Genomic DNA, 24,189 nt, shown 5'->3' with positions numbered 1-24,189 from the left:
AGGCGCAATCTGGCGGAAGCGGTGGGATTCGAACCCACGAATGGTTGCCCATTGCCGGTTTTCAAGACCGGTGCCTTCAACCGCTCGGCCACGCTTCCGTGTTGATTGCTGCGCCGCGACCGGGTTGCCGGTCGCGGCGCACATGCCCCGTCATTCTCGCATGCAGGCCCGGCAGTTGCAGAGCTGCGGGTAGGGCTATTCTGACCCCCAATGGTGGGGTTTGCGGGCTTGTCGGCAGTGCGGGCAGCGCCTAGGCTCGAATCCAGTCAGGCAGGGGAGTGAAGCATGACGATTCGTGTTTTTCTGGTCGATGACCATGCCCTGGTACGTACCGGGATGAAGCTGATCCTTGCACAGGAGGCGGACATCGAGGTGGTCGGCGAGGCCGACAGTGGTGAAGTCGCACTGCCGCAGATCCGTCAGTTGAAGCCCGACGTGGTGCTGTGCGACCTGCATCTGCCAGGGATCAGCGGCCTGGAGATCACCGAGCGCCTGGTGCGCGGCGCCGTCGGCTGCAAGGTGATCATCGTCTCGGTGCTGGAGGACGGACCGATGCCGCGGCGCCTGCTGGATGCCGGCGCAGTCGGCTACATCGGCAAGGGGGGGGATGCGACGGAATTGCTGCGTGCGGTGCGCGAGGTTGCGCGCGGGCGGCGTTTCCTCGGCAATGCCATCGCGCAGAACATGGCGCTGTCCAACATCGATGGCGAGGGCTCGCCGTTCGATGCGCTGACTCCGCGTGAACTGGAGGTGGCGATGTTGCTGGTGCAGGGCCTGCGTCAGGAGGCCATCGCGCGCCGACTCAGCCTGAGTGCCAAGACCGTGCACACGCACAAGGCGCGGCTGTTCGAGAAGCTGGAAGTGACTGATGCCATCGCCCTGGCCCGGCTCGCCGGGCAGTACGGACTCAGCGACATCGCGCACAGCGTGTGAGCCACGGATGTGCCCGCACAGGGCCGGGCGCTGACATGAGACGGCATGGCGGGGTCGCAGTGGCGCATGCACTGGCCCTGCGTTCCGTCGCTGCCGGAGCACCCAGACTGAGCTGCGGGTCCGGGATGAATCTCGTTGCCCGCATCGCTGCATGCAGGACCGGCGCCGAGAGCCGATGACGCCCACTGATGAAACGCGGAGCCGGGCGCATGGCCCGGCTCCGTCATCCAGTTGCTCGTGATGCCCCTCGAGCTTCAGGCCTCGCTGCGGGGGGCTGCGGTGCCAACTTGGTTCGCCTCGGCCACGGCTTCGGCGGCTTCGCTGGCCGGATCCACCTCGGCGGGTGCAGGCGCCGTCCCGGCGTCGTCCGTGTTGGCGGAATCGGCTGCGGCGGCATCCGCAGAGGCGGTGCCGTTGACGTCGCCGCCGGCAGCGGAGACGAGCCCCGTTTCCGCTGCATGCTCTTCGCCCGCATTGGTGTCCGCGGCGGTCGCGGTATCGTCTGGCGACGGGAGCGTGACTGCCATGCCGACCTCCGACTGGGCAGGGCCATCGAAGCCGATCGCCACGGCCTCTTCCACTGCCTCGGCATCTGCATCTGCATCGGCGGTTGCGCGGGGAGTGGCTTCTGTCACGGACGTGTCGGTTCCGGCCGCACTGGCATCGCCTGCCGGGGGATTGGCCATGTCTGCGGCAGGCGCCTCGCTTTCGGCCGCGCCTGCATCGCTGTGCGCCAAGGCAGAATCCGCCTCGTCGCGCCTGCTGCCGGCTTGCGTCGTGGAAGGCGACTGATCAGCGGCGTCGCCATCGCCGGTGGCAGGCGCTGCGGCGGCAAGGCCGCTGGGGCCGGGCCGATACACGGTTTCCGCCAGTGAAACCGCAATCGCCGCCGACAAGGGCAGGGCCGGGCGTGCGGCCTGCAGCCCGCTGCCGCTCACCGTGCCCAAGGCGATTCCCGAAGACGTTGCGGCGCGGCTGGGTGCTGCCGCCGGTCCAGCCTCGTCGCGGCTTGCCACGGCGTCGTCGACATTGGCGCTTGCCGTCGACTCCGCCTGCGCGACCTCGTCGGCCGGGCGCGTGGCATCCTCGCCCGCCGACTTGCCACGCGCACGGCTGCGGCGACCACGGCTGCGCCTGGGACCGGCGTCAGCGACTGCCTGCGCTTGTTCACCGGCATCCGCGGCGGTATCCGCCGGGCTGTCGACGGCCTGCTGCGGGCCATCATCCTGTGCCTGCTCCTTGCGCGTGACCTCGGCGTCGGTGCTCGTGTCCCCGTCCGCTTGCGCCGTGGCCACGCCTTCGTCGCCGCTGGCGAAATCGAATTCGGGTTGGCTGCCGGTGGCCAGCGGTGGTGCCTCCTCGTCACCGGCGATGGCAAGCTCCTCACTGATGCCTTCGACGGCATCGCTGCGCCGGCGGCGACGGCCACCCCGACGCCCGCGGCGTCGCCGCGCGCCGCCAGTGTCCGTGGCGCTCTCGTCCGCCGCCGCCGTCGACTCTTCGCTGGCGTCGGCTGCAGTGGCGGGATCAGCGGTGTCGGCGGGGGCGGGCTGATCGTTGCGGATGCCATCGATGGCGTCCTTGGCGGTGTCGGCGGCGGCGGCCGGCGACGTGGGCTCCGCGGCCCCGGCCTGTTCCATGTTGCCGTTTTCGGCATTGATGGCCACGCTCTCGGTGCCTTCGGCGGCTTCGCCCCGGCGTGGGCGGCGGCCACGCCGGCTGCGGCGGGAGCGGCTGCCCTGGCCTTCGTTTTCGTTGCCGCCGGCTTCATCGTTGACCGCCGGGATTGCAGCGGCGACGCTCGCAGCGGTCATGACCTCGGTGGCATCGGCCTTGCCCTGGCCGCGAGTGCGACGCTCCTGCGCGCCGCGTCCATCCTGCGCCGGCTTGCCGCTCGCCTCGCCGGTCTGCGCCCGCTCACGCCGCGAATCACGGCCTTGCCGCGGCTGTCCGGACTTGCCGCGCTCGCCACGCGTGGACTTGCGTCCCTGTGCCGTGCGCCGCTCATCGCGCTGGCCTTGCGGCTTGCGTGCCGGCTGCTTCTCGCGTGGCGCTGCCTCATCTTCGCCCGGCGTGCCGGTGAAGAACTGCATGACGCGGGCAAGGAAGCCGGCCTTGGGCCTGGCGCGTGGCGTGCCGAAGGTTGGCGTCGCCGGCGTCGGCGCGGCGGGCGTGGCTGCGACCGCCGCCGGCGCCTCCTCGCGCGGCGCGCGCACCGGCGCGGGCTGCGCCGGCTTCACGTTCTTCACCGCTGGCAGGTCGGGGATGTTGAGGTGGGCCTTGGTCAGCGCATGGGTCGGCAGCTTGCGCGGGGTGCCGCGCTGGTAGCTCGGTCGCGCGGTCTCCTCGCCCATCTCGTTTTCGCGGATGCGGGTGACTTCGTAATGCGGCGTCTGCAACTGTTCGTCGGCGACGATCACCACCGGCGAGCCGTGGCGGCGCTCGATCTCGGCGAGCGCTTCGCGCTTCTCGTTGAGCAGGAAATTGGCAATTTCCACCGGCGCCTGCACCAGCACCTGCCCGGTGTTGTCCTTCATCGCATGTTCCTCGGCCACGCGGATGATCGACAGCGACAGCGACTCCACGCTGCGCATGCGGCCATGGCCCTCGCAGCGCGGACAGACGATCTGGCTGGCCTCGCCCAGGCTCGGACGCAGGCGCTGGCGCGACATTTCGAGCAGGCCGAAGCGCGAGATGCGCCCCAGCTGCACGCGCGCACGGTCGTAGCGCAGTGCCTGCTGCAGGCGGTTTTCCACCTCGCGCTGGTGCTTGTTGCTGGACATGTCGATGAAGTCGATCACCACCAGCCCGCCGAGGTCGCGCAGGCGCAGCTGGCGCGCCACTTCCTCGGCCGCCTCGAGGTTGGTGTTGAACGCGGTTTCCTCGATGTCGCCACCACGGGTGGCGCGCGCGGAGTTGACGTCGATCGCGGTCAGCGCCTCGGTCTGGTCGATCACCAGTGCGCCGCCGGACGGCAGGCGCACCTCGCGCTCGTAAGCCGACTCGATCTGCGATTCGATCTGGAAGCGGTTGAACAGCGGGGTGTCGTCGGTGTAGTGCTTGAGCTTGCGCAGGTTGTGCGGCATCACCTGTTCGACGAACTCGCGCGCTTCCTCGTGCATCTCCGGCGTGTCGACCAGGATTTCACCGATGTCGGCACGCATGTAGTCGCGCAGGGCGCGGGTGATCAGGCGCGATTCCTGGTAGATCAGGAACGGGGCCGGGCGCGACAGCGCGGCGTGCGCGATGGCGCGCCAGATCGACAGCAGGTAGTCGAGATCCCACTGCAGTTCCTCGGCGTCGCGGCCGACGCCGGCGGTGCGGATGATCACGCCCATCTCGTCGGGGATCGCGAGTGCGTCCATCGCGCGCTTGAGCTCGGCGCGGTCCTCGCCCTCGATGCGCCGCGACACGCCGCCGGCGGTCGGCGAATTGGGCATCAGTACCATGTAGCGGCCGGCCAGCGAGATGTAGGTGGTCAGTGCCGCGCCCTTGTTGCCGCGCTCCTCCTTGTCCACCTGGACCACGACTTCCTGGCCCTCGCGCAGCAGCTCCTTGATGTTGGCCTTGCCCGGGTCCACGCCGGAGGCGAAATAGTCGCGGGAGATTTCCTTCAGCGGCAGGAAGCCGTGGCGTTCGGCACCGTAATCGACGAAGGCGGCTTCCAGCGAGGGCTCGAGACGGGTGATCTTGCCCTTGTAGATGTTGGACTTCTTCTGTTCCCGCGAGGGTTGTTCGATGTCGATGTCGTACAGGGTCTGGCCATCGACGATGGCGACGCGCAGTTCTTCCGCCTGCGTCGCATTGATCAGCATGCGCTTCATGTTCGTTCCTTTCGCGCTTGCACGCGCGGAACGCCGGGCGTTTCGCCTCTGGTCACCGCTGGGCGGGGGTCGCGCTGGGCGCGGGCCATCCGCCTGAAGTTTTCCAGCGCTGCAACACCACGGCGGGCCGCGGGAGCGCTCGTTGTTACCATCGGGCCGCCGCCGGCAGATACCTCGCCGGCCGCGGTACTGTTTGTTCCGTTCGACAGCCGCTTGCGCGACCGGCGATATCTTCCACCGCGCAACCGTGGCCGCCGACAAGCGTGGCGGCGCTGTGCTGCGATCCCGGGACTGGCGACCCTGCGGCCGTCGAATCCTGAAGACAATCAATGGTTTTCTTCGCTTGGCGAGTGTAGCAGATCAGAGGTGGCTGCAGACGCGGGGGTGAAACTCGTTCAAGCTATGGCTTGGCCCCGGTGCTTTGTTCAGCTGTTCATGTCGGAATCGCCCCCTGATCGTCCCGTTGCCCGCATCGTGTCCGTCCCCGCGGACCGCGATGGCCAGCGCCTGGACAATTTCCTGCTGGGTCAGCTCAAGGGCGCGCCGCGCTCGCTGATCTACAAGCTGGTGCGCAGCGGCCAGGTGCGGGTGGATGGGGGCCGTGCCAGGCCCGAGCGCAAACTGAGCGCGGGCGAGCAGGTGCGCATCCCGCCGCTGCGCCTGCCCGAGGCGGGCGAGGCCGCCCCGCCACCGCGTTCACTGCTGGCCGCGCTGGAATCGGCGATCGTGTTCGAGGACGCCCGCCTGCTGGCGCTGAACAAGCCCAGCGGCCTTGCCAGCCACGGCGGCAGTGGCATCCAGCATGGCGCGATCGAATCGCTGCGCGCACTGCGGCCGGGGCAGTCGCTGGAACTGGTGCATCGCCTCGACCGCGACACCTCGGGGCTGCTGGTGGTGGCGAAGAAGCGCTCGGCGCTGCGCGAACTGCAGGCCCTGCTGCGCGAGGATCATGGCGCCGGCATCGACAAGCGCTACCTGACCCTGCTTGCCGGACGCATGCCCAACGGGGTGATGACGGTGGATGTGCCGCTGCACGTCGGCCTGCGCCAGGGCGGCGAGCGCCACGTCAGCGTCAGCGCCGCGGGCAAACCGTCCACCACCCATTTCCGCGTGCTGGAGCGGCGCGGCGGGATGAGCTGGTGCGAAGCACGCATCGAAACCGGACGCACCCACCAGATCCGCGTGCATGCCCGGCATATCGGCCATGCCGTCGCCGGCGACGACAAGTACGGCGATGCCGAGGTTAATCGGCGCCTGCGCGAACAGGCCGGGCTGAAGCGGCTGTTCCTGCATGCCGCCTCGTTGCGCTTCGCCCTGGAGCAGGGTACGGCCGAGTACGTGCTGGATGCGCCCCTGCCCGACGAACTGCGCGCGGTGCTCGACCGCCTCGCCTGATCAGGCGAGGCGATCGGTCTTTGCCGCGCAGATGAAGTCGTTCTCGCTCAGGCCGCCGACATCGTGGGTGGACCAGCGCACCACGCAGCGGTCGTAATGCACCGAGAGATCGGGGTGATGGTCCTCGCGATGTGCGACGTGGGCGAGTGCGTTCACGAAGCTCATGGTGCGGTGGTAATCATCGAAGCTGAACGTGCGACGCAGGGCGTGGCCGTCTTCGGCCAACTCCCATTCCGGAACCTGTGCCAGCAGTTCGCGCACGCGGGCTTCGCCAAGGCGGTGTTCCTGGCCCCGTTTCGGGCTGCAATGGGCGTCGGCGAGGGGGATCAGGTCGCTCATCATCAATCCGGTGCGCCGCTAGGGCCGCAGTCATGCAAGGCTCGATAGAATACCCGCATGATCAATATTTCAGAATCCGCCCAGGCGCACTTCCGTCGTCTGATCGAGCGCGAGGCCATGCCCGGCCTTGGCGTGCGCCTGTCCGCGGTGCATGCGGGTACCCCGCGCGCCGACGTGCGTCTGGAGTTCGCCGGTCCGGATGACCTCAGTGGCGACGAATGGGCGGTGGATTGCGAAGGTTTCACCCTGTGGATCGATGCCGCCAGTGCCGGCGCGCTGGACGGCGCGCGCATCGACTACGAGGCGCGCGCCACCGGTGGCCAGCTGCAGATCCGTGCGCCGCGCATCAAGGGCAGCGCACCGGCGGACGATGCGTCGCTGGTGGAGCGGGTGATGTGGGTGGTCGAACACGAGATCAATCCGCAGCTGGCGATGCATCGCGGCAGCGTCGCGGTGGAAGAAATCACCGCTGATGGCGTGGTGGTGCTGCGCTTTGGCGGCGGCTGCCATGGTTGCGGCATGGCCGACGTGACACTGAAACAGGGCATCGAGAAGACGCTGCTGGAAAAGGTGCCCGGGGTGAGCGCGGTGCGCGATGCCACCGACCATGCCAGCGGCAGTGCACCCTACGTGCCGCGGCTGGGCGACTGATCCCGGACCGCGAGCATGGCATCGCGGGAAGACTGGATCGCCTTGATGCTCGCGCGCATGCGCGGGATGTCGCTTCGTCCGCTGAAGCCCGGTTTGCCTGAAAGCTGGCGAGCGTGGCTGGCGGCGCATGCCGTGCCCGATGCCGCGACACTGCGCAAGCGCAACGAGCTGGTCGCGATCCTTGCCGCCCGCCCGCCCGCACCGCTGCCGCCGATACCGGATGAGCTCGGGCGCTGGGCGCGCTGGCGTGGCCTGCTCGACCAGGGCTGGGACCCGGCTTCGCGCACGCCGCCGCGCCTGCATCGCATCGGCATGGCGGTCAGCCTGCTGGTCAATGCCCTGTTCGCCTTGCTGCTGTTTGCCACCCTGTACCTGCGGCTCGGTGGTGGCGAGACCGAGACCGAAACCGTGCGCATCCGCATCACCGGCTTCGGCATCCCGGATCAGCCCGGCGGTGGCGAGGAAGCGCGTGACGGCGAGCGTGAGCCGGGTGCCGCCGCCGAGGCCGCGCCGGCACGCAGCGCGCCGGCGCAGGCCGCGTTGGCGGCGAGCACGGCAGCTGCGGCCACTGCGCAGGCGACGACGAGCCCGACGCCACCGGAGCCCACCCCTCCCGTCGAACAGCCGCAGCCGTTGCAGGTGACCGAGGTGCCTGCGCCGACCGGGGCCGAGTTCGTGCTGCCGCCGCAACGTGAACTGGCCGCTCCCGAGAGCGCCGCCATGCCGGTGCGCGAACGCGCGCTGCCGGATGCACGCGAGCTGCCGATGCCGTTGCCGGAGGTGCGCGAACTGGCCGTGCCCGCGCCCGCGAGCCAACCGCTGCGCCCCAGCCAGGCGATGCCTTCGACACGCGAGATTCCCGTGCCGGTGGAAGCGCCGCGAGTGGCGGTGCGCGAGCTGCAGCCGCGTGCGGATGCGCCACACGTCCAGGTGCGTACACCGGGCGAGCGTCCATTGCCGAGTGCGGCGCCGGCGATGCCGGGCAGTGCGTCGCCGACGCCGCAGGCGGGAGGCACGACTCCGGCACGCGCGGCGAGCGGTGCCGGCAGCGGGCAGCAGCCGAGCCGGGCTGCCGGCTTGCCGGACGCGCAGGGGCGTTCGCCATCGCCGGGGCAGGCGGCCCCGGGTGCGGGCGTGGGTCCCGAGCGCAGCACCGCCTCCAGCGGCTGGCCAACGCCGCGTGCGGGTGATGACTGGGGCCTGGATCGCAGTGACCGTGCCGGCACCGCCAGCGGCGGCGATCAGGGTGCGACGCGTGGTCAGGGTGGCTCGCGCCTGTTCAATGCCGATGGCAGTGCGAAGCTGCCGGATGATCGTTTCGCCGCGCGTTTCCCGGATCCGTACAAGGAAGGCACCTGGCTGCGCCGGCCCGGCATGGACACCCGCGGCACCATGTTCGATGGCATCTGGCGACCGCCGGAAACGCTGCTGCAGGAATGGGTGCGCCGGGGCGTGCAGAGCGTGGACATCCCGCTGCCCGGCGGCAAGGTAAAGATCCGCTGCGTGATCTCGGTGCTGCAGGCGGCGGGCGGCTGCCTGCCGGTTCCCGGCAAGGAAGGCGTGCATGATCAGCCGGCACGCGCGCGGCCGGCGCCGGATGTTCCGTTCAAGCCCGAGCTGTTCGAAAATCCGCAGGATCTTTCCGCGCCGAAGCCGGCCGTGCCCGCGTCAAGGGACGGCCAGCCGGCAGCGGACGATACGCCCTGATCGCGGCGGCCCGTCAAGTTGGTGTTGTCGGCAGCAACGAGCCCGCAGTGTGCGGGTCGGCAAGCGGATCTCAGCGCAGCGCGCTGAGATCGGTCAGCTGGCTCGGCTGGCTGCTGTAGTAGGCCGCGGCGTCGGCGATCTGCTGGTCGGTGAGGTGGGTGGCCTGGTTGGTCATCAGCGGATGCTCGCGCACACTGTCGCGGTACATCTGCAGTGCATGTGCAATGTAGTCCGCGAACTGGCCACCGATCAGCGGCACGTCCGCCGCATTGGGTGTATTGCCATCGGCACCATGGCATTCGACGCAGGCCTGACCGGTGCTGCCGGCGGTGGTGACCAAGCGTGCACCGGCTTCGACATTGCCCTTGGGCAGGCCGGCGGACGAGGCGGCCTGACCCGGCGCGCGTTCGAACTCGACATGGCCGCCTTCGCCACCACAGGCCGCAAGGGACAGGGTCAGGGCCAGGGCGGCCGCAATTCGCAGGTTCTTCATCGCCGGGCTCACTTGTTCGTGTTCGCTTGCTGGGGTTTCAGGCTGGAAAGATAGGCGGCGATGATCGCGATTTCCTCGTCGGAAAAGCTCATCGCCTGCGCTTCCATGGTCGGATGCTTGCGCTTGCCGGCCTTGTACTCGCTCAGCGCATTGCGCAGGTACTGCTCCTGCTGCCCGCCGAGCTTGGGCACGTGGTAATTGGGGTAGACGTTCTTGTAGCCCTCGATGCCGTGGCAGCCGATGCAGGTGTAGGTCAATTCCGCGCCCTGGGACTTGCCGCTGGCAGGCGTGCCGGCATCCTGCCGGGCGAGTGAGGCGATGGGCAGGGCCAGCACTAGGCAGGCGACAATCAGGATCGGGCGCATCAATCGGGTCCCCGTGGTCGTTCGGTCAGGCTGCCGCAACGGCATCGCGTTGGAGTATAGCTTGCAAGCAGATTCGCGTAAGCCCCATCTTGATCGCGATCAAACGCTTTGCCCGACGCTCCGCATGCACCGGCATGACCTCTGGCACCTGCCGTCAATTCCTCGGGGTGGTTTACTTGACTACAACACCAGACCGAGCCCTGACGATGCGCGCATCGCCGCTGTTTTTCCCCACCCGCTGGCCCCGTGGCCTGGTTCTCCTGACGCTGGCCGGGCTGTTGGCCGCCTGCAAGCCGGGTGCGCCGGGGGATGCCGCGCAGAAGGACGCGCAGGCCGAAAAAAAGGAAGCCGTTCCGGTCGAAGTGGCGGAGGTGCGCCAGCGCACCATGGTCGCCAGCCATGTCGGCACGGCGGCGCTGGAGGCGCGTGGCGAGGCACAGGTGGTGGCCAAGACTTCCGGCGTGGCCTTGCGCGTGCTGACCGAAGAAGGGCGCCAGGTGCGTGCCGGCCAGGCGCTGGTGCAGCTGGATGCCGAGCGTGCGCGTCTGCAGGTGGCGCAAACCGCGGCGCAAGTGGCCAAGCTGGAAGCCAACTATCGGCGTGCGGCGCAATTGGCCGAGCAGAAGATGGTCAGCGCCAATGATGTCGACCAGTTGCGCTTCGATCTGCAGAATGCGCGTGCGGCGAACCAGATGGCGCGGCTGGAGGTGTCCTATGCGACCGTGGTCGCGCCGATCTCCGGGGTGATCGCGTCCAAGGCGGTCAAGCCCGGCAACTTCGTGCAGATCAATTCGCCGATCTTCCGCATCGTCGACATCTCGCGTCTGGAGGCCACGCTCAACGTGCCCGAGCGCGACCTCGACCGCATCCAGCCCGGATTGCCGGTGCGCATGAGCGTGGACGCACTGCCCGCACGCGAGTTCGAAGGGCGCGTGGACCGGGTCGCGCCGGTGGTTGATTCGGGCAGCGGCACGTTCCGCGTGATCGCCAGCTTCGATGCCGGAGACGCGCTCAAGCCCGGCATGTTCGGGCGCATCGCGATCAATTACGACCAGCGCGCCGACGTGCCGAGCATCCCGCGTGCCGCACTGCTCGATGACGGCACCGAGCCGGCGGTGTACGTGCTGCGTGATGGCAAGGCCGAGCGGGTCGAGATCGAGCTGGGCTATGCGGATGGCGAGTTCATCGAGGTGCGCAAGGGGCTGGCGCTGGGCGAGCAGGTGGTCACCGCCGGCAAGACCGCGTTGCGCGAGGGCAGCGAGGTGCAGGTGATCGACCCCGATGCATCGACGCCCGCAGCCACGGCATCCGCCACGCCTGCAGAAGCCAAGCCGTGAGCGAGCCTGTCGCCAGCAGCGCACGGGGCTTCGATCTCGTCGAGTTCTCCACCCGGCGCCGGGTCACCATCCTGATGATGATGGTCACGCTGGTGCTGTTCGGGCTGATCGCCTTGTCCGGGCTCAAGGTCAACCTGCTGCCCGACCTCAGCTACCCGACCTTGACCGTGCGCACCGAATACACCGGCGCGGCACCGGCCGAGATCGAAACCCTGATCAGCAAGCCGGTGGAAGAAGCGGTCGGCGTGGTCAAGGGCTTGCGCAAGCTGAAGTCGGTGTCGCGTACCGGGCAGTCGGACGTGCTGCTGGAGTTCGCCTGGGGCGCGGACATGGACAAGGCCAGCCTGGAAGTGCGCGACAAGATGGAGGCGTTGCAGTTGCCGCTGGAGGCCAAGGCCCCGCTGCTGCTGCGCTTCAATCCCTCGACCGCACCGATCATGCGCCTGGTGCTGACCAGCGAGGCCGACGACCCCGGCGCGCTCACGCGCCTGCGCCGCTATGCCGACGAGGATCTGAAGAAGAAGCTGGAGCCGGTGGCGGGTGTGGCCGCGGTCAAGGTTGCCGGTGGTCTGGAAGACGAGATCCAGGTCGACATCGACCAGCAGAAGCTGGCCGCACTGAACATCCCGATCGACACCGTGATCAGCCGCCTGCAGCAGGAAAACGTGAACCTGTCCGGCGGTCGCCTGGAAGAGGGCAGCCAGCGCTATCTGGTGCGCACGGTCAACCAGTTTGCGACCGTGGATGAAATCGCCAACCTGCTGCTGACCACGCGCAGTGCCGGCAACAACGAAGCGGAAAGCGCGGCGGCGCAGATGGCGCGGGTGGCCGCGGCCACGGGCGATGCGATGGCGATGTCGGCTGCGGCTTCGGTGCAGAGCGCGACCGGTGACGGCCAGGCACAACCCGGTGGCGGCCTGCCGGTGCGGCTCAAGGATGTCGCCAGCGTGCGTCAGGGCTTCAAGGAGCGCGAAGCGATCATCCGCCTGGGCGGTCGCGAAGCCGTCGAACTGGCGATCTACAAGGAAGGCGATGCCAATACCGTGGCCACGGCCGATCAGCTCGAACGGGCACTGGCCTCGATCCGCAAGCAGATTCCGCCCGGCATGAGCCTGCAGCCGATCGACGACCAGTCGCAGTTCATCCGTGCCGCGATCAGTGACGTCAAGCTGGATGCGGTGATCGGCGGCATCCTCGCGATCCTGGTGATCTTCCTGTTCCTCAAGGACGGCTGGAGCACGTTCGTCATCTCGCTCTCGCTGCCGGTGTCGATCATCACCACGTTCTTCGTCATGGGTCAGCTTGGCTTGTCGTTGAACGTGATGTCGCTCAGCGGTCTTGCGCTCGCCACCGGGCTGGTGGTGGATGACTCGATCGTGGTGCTGGAGTCCATTGCCAAAGCGCGTGAGCGCGGGCTCGGCATTCTCGATGCGGCCATCGCCGGTACCCGTGAGGTATCGATGGCAGTGGTCGCCTCCACCCTCACCACCATCGCCGTGTTCCTGCCGCTGGTATTCGTCGAGGGCATCGCCGGACAACTGTTCCGCGACCAGGCGTTGACCGTGTCGATCGCGATCGGGGTTTCGCTGCTGGTCTCGCTGACCCTGATCCCGATGCTGTCCTCGCTCAAGGGCCGCGCGCCGCTGGCGTTCCCCGAAGAGCCGGCGCGCGAACCCTATCAGGCGCGTGCGCGCTGGCAGAAGCCGTTCGCGGCAACCTCGCGCGGCATCGGTACCGCCATGGGCGCACTCGGTTTCGCCTTCGCCTGGGCGGTGCAGGCTGCGTGGCGGGCAATCACCGCGGTGGTTTCTCCGTTCATGCGCCGCGCCAGTGACGTCGCCATGGCGCCCTACGCGCGCGCCGAGCGTGGCTATCTCAAATTGCTGCCGGCGGCATTGCGGCATCCGCTGCTGGTGCTGGGCGTGGCGGCGAGCGCATTCGCCGGGTCGATGGCGTTGCTGCCGCTGCTGGGCGCCGACCTGATCCCGCAACTGGCGCAGGACCGCTTCGAGATGACGCTCAAGCTGCCACCGGGCACGCCGCTGCGTGAAACCGATGCCCTGGTGCGTCGCTTGCAGGCAGCGCATGCACAGGATGCGGGCATGAAGGCGCTGTACGGGGTCAGTGGCAGCGGCGTGCGTCTGGATGCGAGCCCGGCCGACAGTGGTGAAAACATCGCCACGCTGACCGTGGTGATGGAAGGCGGCGGCAGCCCGCGGCTGGAGTCGGAATTGACCCGAGGCCTGCGCGGCAGCATGGCTCATCAGGCGGGCGTCGAGGTCGATTTCCGCCGCCCCGAACTGTTTTCCCTGTCCACGCCGCTGGAGATCGAGGTCAGCGGCGGCGACGTCGCCGCGGTCGAGGCCGCCGGGCGCAAGCTGGCCGGCATGCTGCGTGCCAATCCGCATTACGCCGACGTGCGCAGCACGGTGGAGCAGGGCTGGCCCGAGATCCAGATCCGCTTCGACCAGGAGCGTGCCGCCGCGCTTGGCCTCAGCAGCCGGCAGATCGCCGACGTGGTGGTGAAGAAGGTGCGTGGCGACATCGCCACCCGCTACAGCTTCCGCGACCGCAAGATCGACGTGCTGGTACGCGCCGAGCCCGACCAGCGTGCCTCGCTCGAGGACATCCGCAACCTGGTGGTCAACCCCTCGGGTGGCGCGCCGGTGCGCCTGTCGGCGGTGGCCACGGTCGAGGAAGGCCTGGGCCCGAGTGAAATCCACCGTGCCGACATGACCCGGGTGGCGGTGGTCTCGGCCAACCTCGACGGTATCGACCTCGGCACCGCGATGGCCGAAGTGCAGCGGATGGTCGCCGCCGATCCGCTCGGTGCCGACATCGGCCTGCATATCGGCGGCCAGGGCGAGGAACTGGAAAGCTCGGTGCGCTCGCTGTTGTTCGCCTTCGGTCTCGCGGTGTTCCTGGTGTATCTGGTGATGGCCTCGCAGTTCGAGTCGCTGCTGCACCCGCTGGTGATCCTGTTCACCATCCCGCTGGCACTGGTCGGCGCGGTGCTGGCGCTGTTCCTGACCCGCTCGCCGGTTTCGGTGGTGGTGTTCATCGGCCTGATCCTGCTGGTCGGCCTGGTGACCAAAAACGCGATCATCCTGATCGACAAGGTCAACCAGTTGCGCCTGGCCGGGGTGCCCAAGCGCGAGGCACTGGTGGAAGGCGCGCGCTCGCGCCTGCGGCCGATCATCATGACCAGTGCCTGCACCCTGTTCGGCTTCCTGCCGCTGGCGCTGGCCTTCGGCGAAGGCGCCGAGGTGCGCAGCCCGATGGCGATCACCGTGATAGGCGGCCTGATCGTCTCCACCCTGCTGACCTTGGTGGTGATCCCGGTGGTGTACGACCTGCTCGACCGGCGCAGCGACGAGGCTTATGCCGAACGCGGACGTCGCGAACGCCGTGACCGTGCGGCGCTGGATGCCGCACTGGCCGACGAGGGCCTGCCCGGATGAGGCGCTTTGCACAGTGCCGCATGCATGCGCCTGCCCGCGGAGGCCGCGCATGAGCATTGCCGAGCTCAGCATCAAGCGCCCGGTGACCACCATCATGTTGTTCGTGTCGATGGTGGTGGTGGGCCTGATCGCGGCAGTGCGCTTGCCGCTGGAGTCGATGCCGGACGTGTCGGCGCCCTTCATCTACGTGATGCTGCCCTATGCCGGCTCGACCCCGGAGGAAACCGAGCGCAGCATCCTGCGCCCGGCCGAGGAAACGCTGGCCACCATGAGCGGCATCAAGAGCATGCAGGGCAATGCCAGCGCGGAGAGTGCGGGCGTGTTCGTGCAGTTTTCCGACTGGAGTCGCGACATCGCGATCGCCACCGCGGAGGCGCGCGAGCGCATCGATGCGATCCGCAGTGAACTACCCGATGATCTGCGCCGTTACATGGTGTTCAAGTGGTCGAGTTCGGATCAGGCGGCGATCAATCTGCGCCTGTCGAGCAAGAGCCTCGATCTGACCCGTGAATACGACCGCCTGGATCGGCTGTTCAAACGCCCGCTCGAGCGCATTCCCGGAGTGGCCAAGGTCGAGTTGCAGGGCGCACCGCAGAACGAGGTCGAGATCGCGGTATCGCCCGATCGGCTCAGTGCCGCCGGCATCAACCTGGATGCGCTGGCGACGCAATTGCGAAACGTCAACTTCTCGGTTTCGGCCGGGCAGATCGATGATGGCGTGCGCCGCCTGCGCGTGCAGCCGCGTGGCGAACTGCATGATCTGGAGGAATTGCGGCAGATGGTGCTCGACCAGCGCGGCACGCGGCTTGCCGACATCGCGCAGGTGCGGCTGAAGCCGGTCGAGATGCGTTACGGCCGGCGCCTGGACGGGCGTCCCGCGATCGGCATCGACATCTACAAGGAGCGCGATGCCAACCTGGTGCAGCTCTCGCGCGATGTCAACGCGGCGGTCGAGACGATCCGTGCCTCGCCGGCCGCGCGCGACATCAGCGTGCGCGTGGTCGAGGACCAAGGCAAGGCGGTGGTGGGTTCCTTGTCCAGCCTGGCCGAGGCCGGTGCGATCGGCCTGTTGCTGTCGGTGATCGTGCTGTTCTTCTTCCTGCGCGATTGGGCCGCCACGCTGATGGTGACGCTGGCCATTCCGATCTGCTTCATCATGACGCTCGGCTTCATGTATTTCGCCGGGGTCACCCTCAACGTGCTGTCGATGATGGGGCTGCTGCTCGCCATCGGCATGCTGGTCGACAACGCGGTGGTGGTGGTGGAATCCATCTACCAGGAGCGCGAGAAGCTGCCCGGCCAGCCGCGTCTGGCGTCGATCATCGGCACCCGCCATGTCGCCATCGCGCTCTCCGCCGGCACCTTGTGCCACTGCATCGTGTTCGTGCCCAATCTGTTCGGTGAGCGCAACGCGATCAGCATCTACATGGCGCAGATCGCGGTCACCATCAGCGTCTCGCTGCTGGCTTCGTGGCTGGTCGCGGTCAGCCTGATCCCGATGCTCTCGGCGCGGCTGAAGACGCCGGCGGCGGTGGGCAAGGAGGGCGGGGTGGTGTACCGCCTGCAGCAGCGTTACGCGCGGGTGTTGCGCTGGACGCTGGAGCATCGCGTCAAATCGGTGCTCGGCATCGTGCTGATCCTGCTGGTCAGCCTGGTGCCGATGACGCAGATGAAGACCAACATGTTCGGTGGCGACCAGGCTGGCTCGACCTACATCGCGATCCAGTGGACCGGTGCCTATACCCGTGACCAGATGTCCGAGGAAGTCGCGCGCGTGGAGCGCTACCTCGACGAGAACCGCGAAGCGCTGCACATCAAGCAGGTGTCCTCGCGCTTCTCCGAGGGTGGCGGTGGCGGCGTGTACGTCGAGTTCGATGACCGGAACGCGGATGAAACCGCACAGCTGGTGGAAACCATCCGCAATGGCTTGCCGAAGTCGGCGCGTGCCAAGTTCAGCATGGGCTGGCAAGGCGGTGCCGACGGCGGCGGTGGCGGCAACCAGGCGCAGAAGATCGAGGTGCGCCTGGTCGGTGACTCGACGCAGCTGCTGAACGAGCTGGCCGCGGACGTGGTGCCGGTGCTGGCGCGCCGCGACGAGTTGCGCGACGTGCGCGTGGAAACCGGCGATCGCAACACCGAGCTGGTGGTGCAGGTCGATCGCGAACGCGCCGCTGCGTTCGGATTCAATGCACAGGAAGTCGCCGGTTTCATCGGCCTTGCGCTGCGCGGACAGCCGTTGCGAGAGTTCCGTCGCGGCGACAGCGAGGCGCCGGTGACGGTGCGCTTCGCCGATGCCGAGCGCTACGACAGCCGCGACCTGCAGGCGTTCAACGTGCGCGCGCGCGACGGCCGCGAGGTGCCGTTGATGGCGATGGTCAACGTGGTGCAACGGCCGGGTCCGAGCGAGATCCAGCGCACCAACCGACAGACCACGCTGACCTTGAGCGCCAATCTCGCGCCGGGCGTCACCATGCCCGAGGCGCGCAAGGCGATGGAGGGGACGCTGCAGACGATCGCCTGGCCAGCCGGCTATGGCTATACCTTCGAGCGGGTGAGCTTCATGGACGAAGGCGAAGCGCTGCGGCAGATGGGCTTCAACCTGCTGATCGCACTGGTGATGATCTACGTGGTGATGGCCGCGGTGTTCGAGTCATTGCTGTTCCCCACCGCGATCATGAGTGGTGTGGTGTTCTCGATCTTCGGTGTGTTCTGGCTGTTCTGGCTGACCGGCACCGAATTCAACATCATGGCCTTCATCGGCATCCTGGTGCTGATGGGCGTGGTGGTGAACAACGGCATCGTGATGGTCGAGCACATCAACAACTACCGTCGCCGCGGGCTGAGCCGCACCGATGCGCTGGTCGAGGGCAGTCGGGAACGGTTGCGCCCGATCCTGATGACGATGGGCACCGCGATCCTCGCCATGATCCCGATTTCCCTCGGCAGCACGCAGATGGCGGGCGACGGGCCGAGTTACTACCCGATGGCACGCGCGATCGCCGGCGGGCTGGCGTTCTCCACCGTGGTCAGCCTGCTGTTCCTGCCGACCATCTACGCGATCCTCGACGACTGGCGCTCGGCCACCGCGCGCAACTGGCAGCGTGCACGGCGCAGCATCCGTGGCGAGGCGATCGAGGCGGATATCGCCTCCGCCTGATCGCGGCCGGCATGGCGCCGTGTGTGGAATGTCGATGGCCGCGGGCGTGCACCCCGGCCGGAAATATCACGAGGCCAGCTTGCCGAGGATGTTCGCGCCCCCCAGCCAGACCCCGAGCACGGTGCCGAAGTTGGTCAGGAAGAACACCAGCATGATGCGCGAGACGCGGTTGCGGTACACCCCGCGCACTGAGGTCACATCCTCGCGCAGGGCCATGAAATCGGCATAGGTGGGTTTGCGCAGCCGCGCCTCGATCAACGCACTGATCATGCCCGAGGCGAGTGCCGGGTGCAGCGGCGTGACCGGCGAGGCCACCGCGGCGCCGAGGATGCTCAGCGGATGGCCGCCGGCAAGCAGGCAGCCCAGGGCGCCAAAGCCGGCGGTCAATGCGACCCACCAGCCGATCAGGCCGGCGCCGACATCCAGCCCGCCGCGCCAGAAGCCCCAGGCGAAGCCGCCGATGACGAAGATCGCCAGTGCGATGGTGAACCAGGGGATGTTCGATTTGGGTTTGAGTGTCTGCAAGCGGGCGAGGATCTCGTCCGGAGCCTCGTCCGATTCCGTCAGGTGCCGCGCGGTACCGGCCAGATGCCCGGCACCGATCACCGCCAGCACGCGGCGCGAAGTGCCCGCGCTCTGCCGCAGGCGTGCGGCCATCCATGCATCGCGCTCGGCTATCACGGTGTCGTACAGCGCCGGGCTGCCTTCGGCGAACTCGGCGAAGCTCGCCTCCAGCATGTCGCCCTGCTTGAGCTTTTCGATCGCTTCGTCCTCGACCTTCTCGTCGAACAGCAACGAGGCAAGGATGCCGCCCCCCAGTTTCGCCCGCTGCCAGAAGCCGAGGCGCTCGGAGGCGCGCTTGAAGGTGAGGCCGACGTCACGGTCGATCAGGTGCATCGGCAGCCCGCGCGCCTGCGCCTCGCTCGCGGCCGCCTTGAGCTCGGCACCCGGCTCGATGCCGAGCTGCTCGGCGAGCCGTCGCTGGTAGGCCGCCAGACCAAGGTTGGCGGCGAACATCGGGATGCGGTTCTCGCGGATCACCTGGACGATGTCCAGCCGCGCCAGTTGCTCGGGATCGTTCATCGCGGCATGGCGCTGCGCGTCGAGCTCCACCGCCACCGCATCGAATTCACCGCTGTCGATGGCATCGCGCACCGCCTCCACCGACGCCTGCGAAACATGCGCGGTACCGAGCAGGGTGTAGGTGACGCCGTCGCGTTCGACGATCGCATGTGGTTGGCTTTGCCAGAGGGGCTGGGGGGAGGGCATGGGGGAGCGAGGAGTGAGTGAAGAGAAGTGAGGAGTGAGGAGGAGCGAGGAACGAGTGCGGAGGCTAGTAACGAGTGGGGAGGAACGAGGAACGAGTGGGAGTGAGTGGAGAGGAGTGAGAGAAGAGCGGGGAATGAGGAAGAGCGCAACGCTGTTCTCTCACTTCTCACTTCTCTCCACTCACTTCTCCGGCCCCACTCGTTCCTCGTTCCTCGTTTCTCGTTCCTCGCCTTTCGCTCAATCCCGATATCGCAGCACCAAATCCCCATACGCATCAATCCTGCGATCACGCAGGAACGGCCAGATGCGGCGGACGTCTTCGCTGCGGGTCATGTCGACTTCGGCCATCAGCACGGTTTCGTCGGTGTCGGCGAGGGCGAGGAATTCGCCTTGCGGGCCGAGTACGTGGGAATGGCCCCAGAAGTCGATGCCGGAAGCACCCAGTGGGGAAGTCTCGTGGCCGACGCGGTTGCAGGACAGCACCGGCAGGCCGTTGGCGACGGCGTGGCCACGGTGCGACAGAATCCAGGCGTCGCGCTGGCGGTCCTTTTCGTCCTGTTCGTCATCCGGATCCCAGCCGATCGCGGTCGGATACAGCAGCATCTCGGCGCCGGCCAGCGCCATCAGCCGTGCGGCTTCCGGATACCACTGGTCCCAGCACACCAGCACGCCCAAACGGCCGACACTGGTATCGATCGGCTCGAAGCCCATGTCGCCGGGCGTGAAGTAGAACTTCTCGTAGAAGCCCGGATCGTCGGGGATGTGCATCTTGCGGTACTTGCCCGCAGTGCTGCCATCGGCGTCGAACACCACCGCGGTGTTGTGGTACAGGCCGGTGGCGCGCTTTTCGAACAGCGAGCTGACCAGCACCACGCCGTGCTGTTTGGCGAGCTTGCCAAGGTGCTCGGTGGACGGGCCGGGAATGGTCTCGGCCAGGTCGAACTCATCCACGCATTCGTGCTGGCAGAAATACGGGCCGTTGTGCAGTTCCTGCAGCAGCACCAGCTTGGCGCCCTGTGCCGCGGCCTCGGCCACGCGCGCGTCGATCACCGCCAGGTTGGCCTTGGCATCGCCGTGGTTGCGTTCCTGGATCAGGGCGACGGGAAGGGTGCGCTTGCACGTGGACATGCGGATCTACCGGTTGAGCGACCGTCCATTTTAGCGATACCGCCACACCGTGCCGGGCATGGCGTGGTGCGCTGGCGGACGATGGGGCCTGGGTTCAGGATTCGCACAGGGTTACCCGCCCGTCGGCATGGGTGGACGGGCGGGAATCGTGCGCAGGGAAAGTCAGCTGCGCTTGGTGGCAGCCTTGTTCGCGGCCTTGCTTGCGGTCTTCTTGGCCGCAGCAGCAGCGCGCGCTTCGCTGGCGCGGCTGCGGTAGGGCGAAATATTGGGTCGCAGCGGGGTGTTGCCGAGAACATCGATGCGTCCACCGCGCTTCTTGAACGCGGCGATGTCCGCGGCGATGGTTTCGCTATCCAGGCTGGCAGCCGGCGTGCGGCCGCGGCGCGGGGTGATCATGGGGGAAGACTGGCGAAGCGGGGCGCCGGGCTGGGCTGCTGTGGACATGGGTCTCCTTTTGACTTGCGTGAACCGCATCCTGCGGTGGACGCCGAACAGGCCATCGAATGGACGAGCCGTTCGACATGGGAACTGCGCGCTGGCACCAGGCGACGTACCGCAAGTCGCGACGCTCCCGCGGCCGGGATCATCGGCCAGCGGCGCGCAAGTCGTTGATTATACAACAAATGCATGCAAAATGCACGAAAATGCTGCCAATGTCAGCAAATTTGCTGATATCCGCTGATTCATGCCTTGATGGGGCGGCATGCCGTGCATGTGCAGCCCAACATGCCCAGGCGCGGGGTGGAGCATGCGTCCGTTGGCCGAGGGTGCGCGCGGCGCGGGGTGTTTTCACACGGGCTTGCCCGCGCTTGCCCAAGATGGCCGCATGGTCAATGGCGTGAGCGGAAGGAGCGCGATGAGCAAACCGATCTGGGTGTTGCTGGGGGTGCTGCTGGTCGGCTGCGTGCCGGCGTCCCCGCCAGCGGAGTCAGGCGCCGGTGCTCCGGCAGCCGAAACAGCGCGCGTCGAGCCAGCCGATCCGTCCCCGGATGAGCAGCCGGCAGCTCCGGCAGTGCCTGCGCAAGGCCGCTACACGACCTTGAGCGGTGCACACTGCCGCAGCCAGTCGGCGGGCGACGAGATCAGCAGCACCCGCACCGTGTGCGACGGTGTGTCGCCGTATCGGCTGGCGGTGACCGACAGCGATGGGCGGCAGGAACTGGAACTGATCGAAGGCGAGGGCGAGCCGCAGTCGCTGGAGTTGGGTCGCAAGGTCAGCATCGGTTTCAGCGAGCTGGGCGACACCGTGGAGTGGTGGCCGATGGAAGAGGTGGCGCCAACCGCCCTGATCGTGCGCTTCAACGCGCAGGACGAGCCGGATCAGCCCGAGCGCGTGACCTCGTCTCTGGTGGTGGTCAAACTCGCCGGCAGCGGCAGTTGCGTCACCGAGGTGATTGCGCCGGCTGCGGAGCAAAATCGTCTGGCACGCGAGGCGGCGGCACGTGCCGCCAACGCGCCCTGCGCGGACAACCGTTACTGAGCCGTCGTCGCCGAGCCGGCGTTACTGCACAGGCGCGGTATCCGCCAGCAGGCCGGCCGGCAGTTGCATGGTCAGGCAATGCAGGCTGCCGTTCTGCCAGATGATCGGACGGCAGTCGATCTGCACGATCTCGCGGTCGGGGAACGCCGCCTGCATCACCGCGACGGCCTTGGTATCGGCTTCGGCATCGCCATAACCGGGCATCAGCACCGCACCGTTGAGGATCAGGAAGTTGGCGTAACTGGCCGGCAGCCGGCGCTCGCCATCCCGTACTGGCCGGGCCCAAGGCAGCGCGAACAACCGGTACGGGCGGCCGTCTGCGGTGCGCAGCGCGGCCAGCTCGGCGGCCATCGCCTGCAGCTCGGCGTGGTGCGGGTCATCCGGGTCATCGCAGCCCTGGAACACGATCGCGTCCGGCGCGGCGAAGCGGGCGAGGGTGTCGATGTGGGCGTCGGTGTCGTCGCCTTCCAGATAGCCATGCTCCAGCCACAGCACCCGCTGCTGTCGCAGATGTGCGGCCAGTTGTGCCGTCAGCGTCTCGCGGCTGGCACCGGGGTGGCGCTGGTGCAGGCAGCGCCAGGTGGTCAGCAGGGTGCCCTGGCCATCGGTTTCGATGGCACCGCCTTCCAGCGCGAAGTCGATGTCGTGCAGCTTCGCCGCAGCGAACAGCCCTTGCCGGTGCAGTGCCGCCGCCAGTGCGTCGTCGGCGGTGGCCTCGAACTTGCCACCCCAGCCGGTGAAGCGGAAATCAAGCAGCTCGAAGCCGCCGTCGGCGCGTGCAAGCGTGATCGGCCCGGTATCGCGCAGCCAGGTATCGTCGTACTCGGCGGTGACGAAGCGCACCCGTTGCATGTCCACGCGATTGCTGCGCAGCCGCGCATCGGCATAGGCTTCGACATCCTCGTCGGCGACCACGATCAGCACCGGCTGGAAGCGGGTGATGGCATCGACCAGGCGGATGTAGACGTCCTCGACCTCGCCCAGGCGCTCGGCCCAGTCGGTGTCCTGGTGCGGCCAGGCGATCAGGATCGCCGACTGCGGCTCCCATTCGGCGGGGAAGCGGAGTGTTGCGTGCATCGGGTCGGGCGGCAGGGGGCGTTCGCGTGTTTCAGCGCGGTGCCGGCACCGGGCGCGGGCCGACTTCGGCCGCGTTGGCCTGGGTCAGCACCACGTCGATGACCTTGTCGCGTTCGAAGTACACGATGTAGGCCGGGTACACCCAGCGATTGATGGTCGGCCACTGCCGCTTCTGTCCGCCACGCGGCTCGAGGCGCGATTGCGGCGGACCGAAACCACGCTCGACCTGGGCCATGCTCATGCCGCGTTGCGGCGTCGGAATCGCGGCCTCGCGCTTGACGCGATCCACCAGCAGGGTATCGGCGTTGGTCAGCGGAGCGGCGAACAGCAGGCCACAGGCGAGGGCGGTGAGGCAGGGACGGATCATCGGCGGCTCCGGTAGCGATTCTGGAAAGACCACAGCATCGCATGCGCGCGCCACGGTTGCCGGGATTCTACGTCCAGTCCGCGGCAGGCACCATGGATCCGATCGACGGGAAGGCGCCCGGCACCGCGCGCAAACGAAGAAGCCGCCCGCAGGCGGCTTCCACATCCTCGGGCAGGCGCCCGCTGCGGATCAGCGCTGGCGCGCCTTGAACCGCGGATTGGACTTGCAGATCACGAAGACCTTGCCACGACGGCGCACGACCTTGCAGTCGCGGTGACGGGTCTTCGCCGACTTCAGGGAGGACAGGACCTTCATGATGGAACCTCGGTTGGCGATGCGGGAAAAATGTCAGCCCACAAGATTAGCGCAAAATCCCCGCGGCTTCAAGTGTTTGTGGTTATCCGGCGCGGATGGTCGCCATGGTGCTGACCGCGGCGGACAGTTGCGGGATACTGGGCGCATGTCCGCTGCACCTCCCGTACTCACCATCGATGGGCCTTCCGGTTCCGGCAAGGGCACCGTCAGCCGCCGCGTGGCGGCGCATCTGGGCTGGCATTACCTCGATTCCGGCGCACTCTACCGTGCGGTCGGGGTGGCCGCGGCCTGGGATGGCGTGGATCTGTCCGATGCGGACGCGGTCGAAGCCTGCGCCCGGCGCACGCGCATCCGCTTTGCCGATGATGCCGCGGGCGAGCCGCGGGTGATCGTCAACGAGCAGGACGCGACCGACCGCCTGCGCCTGGAAACCAGCGGTGCGGCGGCTTCCGCCATTGCCGCGATGCCCGGCGTGCGTGCCGCGCTGGTCGAGCTGCAGCATGGTTTTCGCCAGCCTCCGGGGCTGGTCGCCGATGGCCGCGACATGGGCACGGTGATCTTCCCGGACGCCGGCTGCAAGGTGTTCCTCACCGCCAGTGCCGAAGAGCGCGCACAGAGGCGGCATAAACAGTTGATGGACAAAGGGGTTTCGGTTAATCTGGACAGTCTGCTGGGCGAGATCGTCGCCCGCGACGAGCGCGATGCCAATCGCGCGGTCGCGCCTTTGAGGCCGGCAGCCGGTGCATTGCTGATCGACACCACCGGTACCGGCATCGACGACGTGGTCGCACGCATATTGGAATTCCTGCGCGAAAGCGGCATCCACGCCGCCTGAGCCACGCGTCCGCCGCCAAACCGTCCCGACCGGCAGAACCCGCCGCCCCACCGGAC

General features: G+C 67.8%; 19 protein-coding genes and 1 tRNA gene. 9 read left to right on the top strand and 11 right to left on the bottom strand.

Translation table 11 applies throughout. From position 1 onward, the window contains the following. Positions 1-10: 10 nt before the first annotated feature. Positions 11-98: transfer RNA gene (locus ACW11F_RS04560), tRNA-Ser, on the bottom strand. 187 nt (positions 99-285) lie between these two features. Between ACW11F_RS04560 and ACW11F_RS04555 the strand changes: the two genes are divergently transcribed. Then, a complete protein-coding gene (locus ACW11F_RS04555) occupies positions 286-933 on the top strand; it encodes a response regulator (protein ID WP_456995682.1) in 648 nt (215 codons plus the stop codon). A gap of 254 nt (positions 934-1,187) precedes the next feature. Here ACW11F_RS04555 and ACW11F_RS04550 read toward each other — a convergent pair whose 3' ends face one another. Beyond that, a complete protein-coding gene (locus ACW11F_RS04550; protein WP_456995681.1) occupies positions 1,188-4,757 on the bottom strand; it encodes an Rne/Rng family ribonuclease in 3,570 nt (1,189 codons plus the stop codon). Positions 4,758-5,192: 435 nt separating this feature from the next. Here ACW11F_RS04550 and ACW11F_RS04545 point away from each other — a divergent pair, with 435 nt between their 5' ends. Beyond that, positions 5,193-6,152 carry an RluA family pseudouridine synthase gene (locus tag ACW11F_RS04545; RefSeq protein WP_456995680.1) on the top strand — a complete coding sequence of 320 codons (960 nt, stop codon included), beginning with the start codon at positions 5,193-5,195 and terminating at the stop codon, positions 6,150-6,152. Here ACW11F_RS04545 and ACW11F_RS04540 read toward each other — a convergent pair whose 3' ends face one another. Continuing rightward, positions 6,153-6,491: a 4a-hydroxytetrahydrobiopterin dehydratase gene (locus ACW11F_RS04540; RefSeq protein WP_456995679.1), complete on the bottom strand. Its 339-nt coding sequence runs from the start codon at positions 6,489-6,491 to the stop codon at positions 6,153-6,155. A 57-nt stretch (positions 6,492-6,548) separates the two neighbouring features. Between ACW11F_RS04540 and ACW11F_RS04535 the strand changes: the two genes are divergently transcribed. Both ACW11F_RS04535 and ACW11F_RS04530 read left to right on the top strand, forming a co-directional pair. Further along, positions 6,549-7,142 (top strand): NfuA family Fe-S biogenesis protein, encoded by a 594-nt coding sequence (locus tag ACW11F_RS04535; protein WP_456995678.1) that lies wholly within the window; start codon positions 6,549-6,551, stop codon positions 7,140-7,142. Positions 7,143-7,157: 15 nt separating this feature from the next. Continuing rightward, entirely contained in the window at positions 7,158-8,849 is a 1,692-nt protein-coding gene (locus ACW11F_RS04530; RefSeq protein WP_456995677.1) for a hypothetical protein, read from the top strand. A gap of 70 nt (positions 8,850-8,919) precedes the next feature. Here ACW11F_RS04530 and ACW11F_RS04525 read toward each other — a convergent pair whose 3' ends face one another. Next, the gene (locus ACW11F_RS04525; RefSeq protein WP_456995676.1) at positions 8,920-9,342 is read right to left on the bottom strand and encodes a c-type cytochrome; all 423 of its coding nucleotides are present in this window, start codon (positions 9,340-9,342) and stop codon (positions 8,920-8,922) included. An 8-nt stretch (positions 9,343-9,350) separates the two neighbouring features. Next, positions 9,351-9,707: a c-type cytochrome gene (locus tag ACW11F_RS04520; protein ID WP_456995675.1), complete on the bottom strand. Its 357-nt coding sequence runs from the start codon at positions 9,705-9,707 to the stop codon at positions 9,351-9,353. Positions 9,708-9,913: 206 nt separating this feature from the next. Here ACW11F_RS04520 and ACW11F_RS04515 point away from each other — a divergent pair, with 206 nt between their 5' ends. The 3 genes from ACW11F_RS04515 to ACW11F_RS04505 are packed head-to-tail and all read left to right on the top strand — an operon-like array spanning position 9,914 to position 17,662. Next, a complete protein-coding gene (locus ACW11F_RS04515) occupies positions 9,914-11,044 on the top strand; it encodes an efflux RND transporter periplasmic adaptor subunit (RefSeq protein ID WP_456995674.1) in 1,131 nt (376 codons plus the stop codon). Further along, entirely contained in the window at positions 11,041-14,505 is a 3,465-nt protein-coding gene (locus ACW11F_RS04510; protein WP_456995673.1) for an efflux RND transporter permease subunit, read from the top strand. Before ACW11F_RS04515 ends, ACW11F_RS04510 begins: the two co-directional genes overlap by 4 nt. A gap of 49 nt (positions 14,506-14,554) precedes the next feature. After that, entirely contained in the window at positions 14,555-17,662 is a 3,108-nt protein-coding gene (locus ACW11F_RS04505; protein ID WP_456995672.1) for an efflux RND transporter permease subunit, read from the top strand. A 66-nt stretch (positions 17,663-17,728) separates the two neighbouring features. Here ACW11F_RS04505 and ACW11F_RS04500 read toward each other — a convergent pair whose 3' ends face one another. The 3 genes from ACW11F_RS04500 to ACW11F_RS04490 all read right to left on the bottom strand — a co-directional run bounded on the left by ACW11F_RS04500 (position 17,729) and on the right by ACW11F_RS04490 (position 20,503). After that, complete coding sequence (locus ACW11F_RS04500; RefSeq protein ID WP_456995671.1) at positions 17,729-18,931, bottom strand: TraB/GumN family protein; 1,203 nt, start codon at positions 18,929-18,931, stop codon at positions 17,729-17,731. Between the two features lie 237 nt (positions 18,932-19,168). Further along, a complete protein-coding gene (locus ACW11F_RS04495; RefSeq protein WP_456995670.1) occupies positions 19,169-20,059 on the bottom strand; it encodes a carbon-nitrogen hydrolase in 891 nt (296 codons plus the stop codon). A 162-nt stretch (positions 20,060-20,221) separates the two neighbouring features. Beyond that, the gene (locus ACW11F_RS04490; protein ID WP_456995669.1) at positions 20,222-20,503 is read right to left on the bottom strand and encodes a hypothetical protein; all 282 of its coding nucleotides are present in this window, start codon (positions 20,501-20,503) and stop codon (positions 20,222-20,224) included. Positions 20,504-20,915: 412 nt separating this feature from the next. Here ACW11F_RS04490 and ACW11F_RS04485 point away from each other — a divergent pair, with 412 nt between their 5' ends. Continuing rightward, entirely contained in the window at positions 20,916-21,539 is a 624-nt protein-coding gene (locus ACW11F_RS04485) for a hypothetical protein (protein ID WP_456995668.1), read from the top strand. Positions 21,540-21,560: 21 nt separating this feature from the next. Here ACW11F_RS04485 and ACW11F_RS04480 read toward each other — a convergent pair whose 3' ends face one another. The 3 genes from ACW11F_RS04480 to ykgO all read right to left on the bottom strand — a co-directional run bounded on the left by ACW11F_RS04480 (position 21,561) and on the right by ykgO (position 23,298). Further along, positions 21,561-22,616 (bottom strand): agmatine deiminase family protein, encoded by a 1,056-nt coding sequence (locus ACW11F_RS04480; protein WP_456995667.1) that lies wholly within the window; start codon positions 22,614-22,616, stop codon positions 21,561-21,563. Positions 22,617-22,647: 31 nt separating this feature from the next. After that, entirely contained in the window at positions 22,648-22,983 is a 336-nt protein-coding gene (locus ACW11F_RS04475; protein ID WP_456995666.1) for a hypothetical protein, read from the bottom strand. A gap of 189 nt (positions 22,984-23,172) precedes the next feature. Next, the gene (ykgO, locus tag ACW11F_RS04470; protein WP_005913193.1) at positions 23,173-23,298 is read right to left on the bottom strand and encodes a type B 50S ribosomal protein L36; all 126 of its coding nucleotides are present in this window, start codon (positions 23,296-23,298) and stop codon (positions 23,173-23,175) included. A gap of 145 nt (positions 23,299-23,443) precedes the next feature. Between ykgO and cmk the strand changes: the two genes are divergently transcribed. Then, entirely contained in the window at positions 23,444-24,133 is a 690-nt protein-coding gene (cmk, locus tag ACW11F_RS04465) for a (d)CMP kinase (protein ID WP_456995664.1), read from the top strand. Positions 24,134-24,189: the final 56 nt, after the last annotated feature.

The sequence above is a fragment of the Luteimonas sp. e5 genome (genome assembly GCF_054031035.1).
This window is presented reverse-complemented; position numbering and strand designations above follow the sequence as displayed.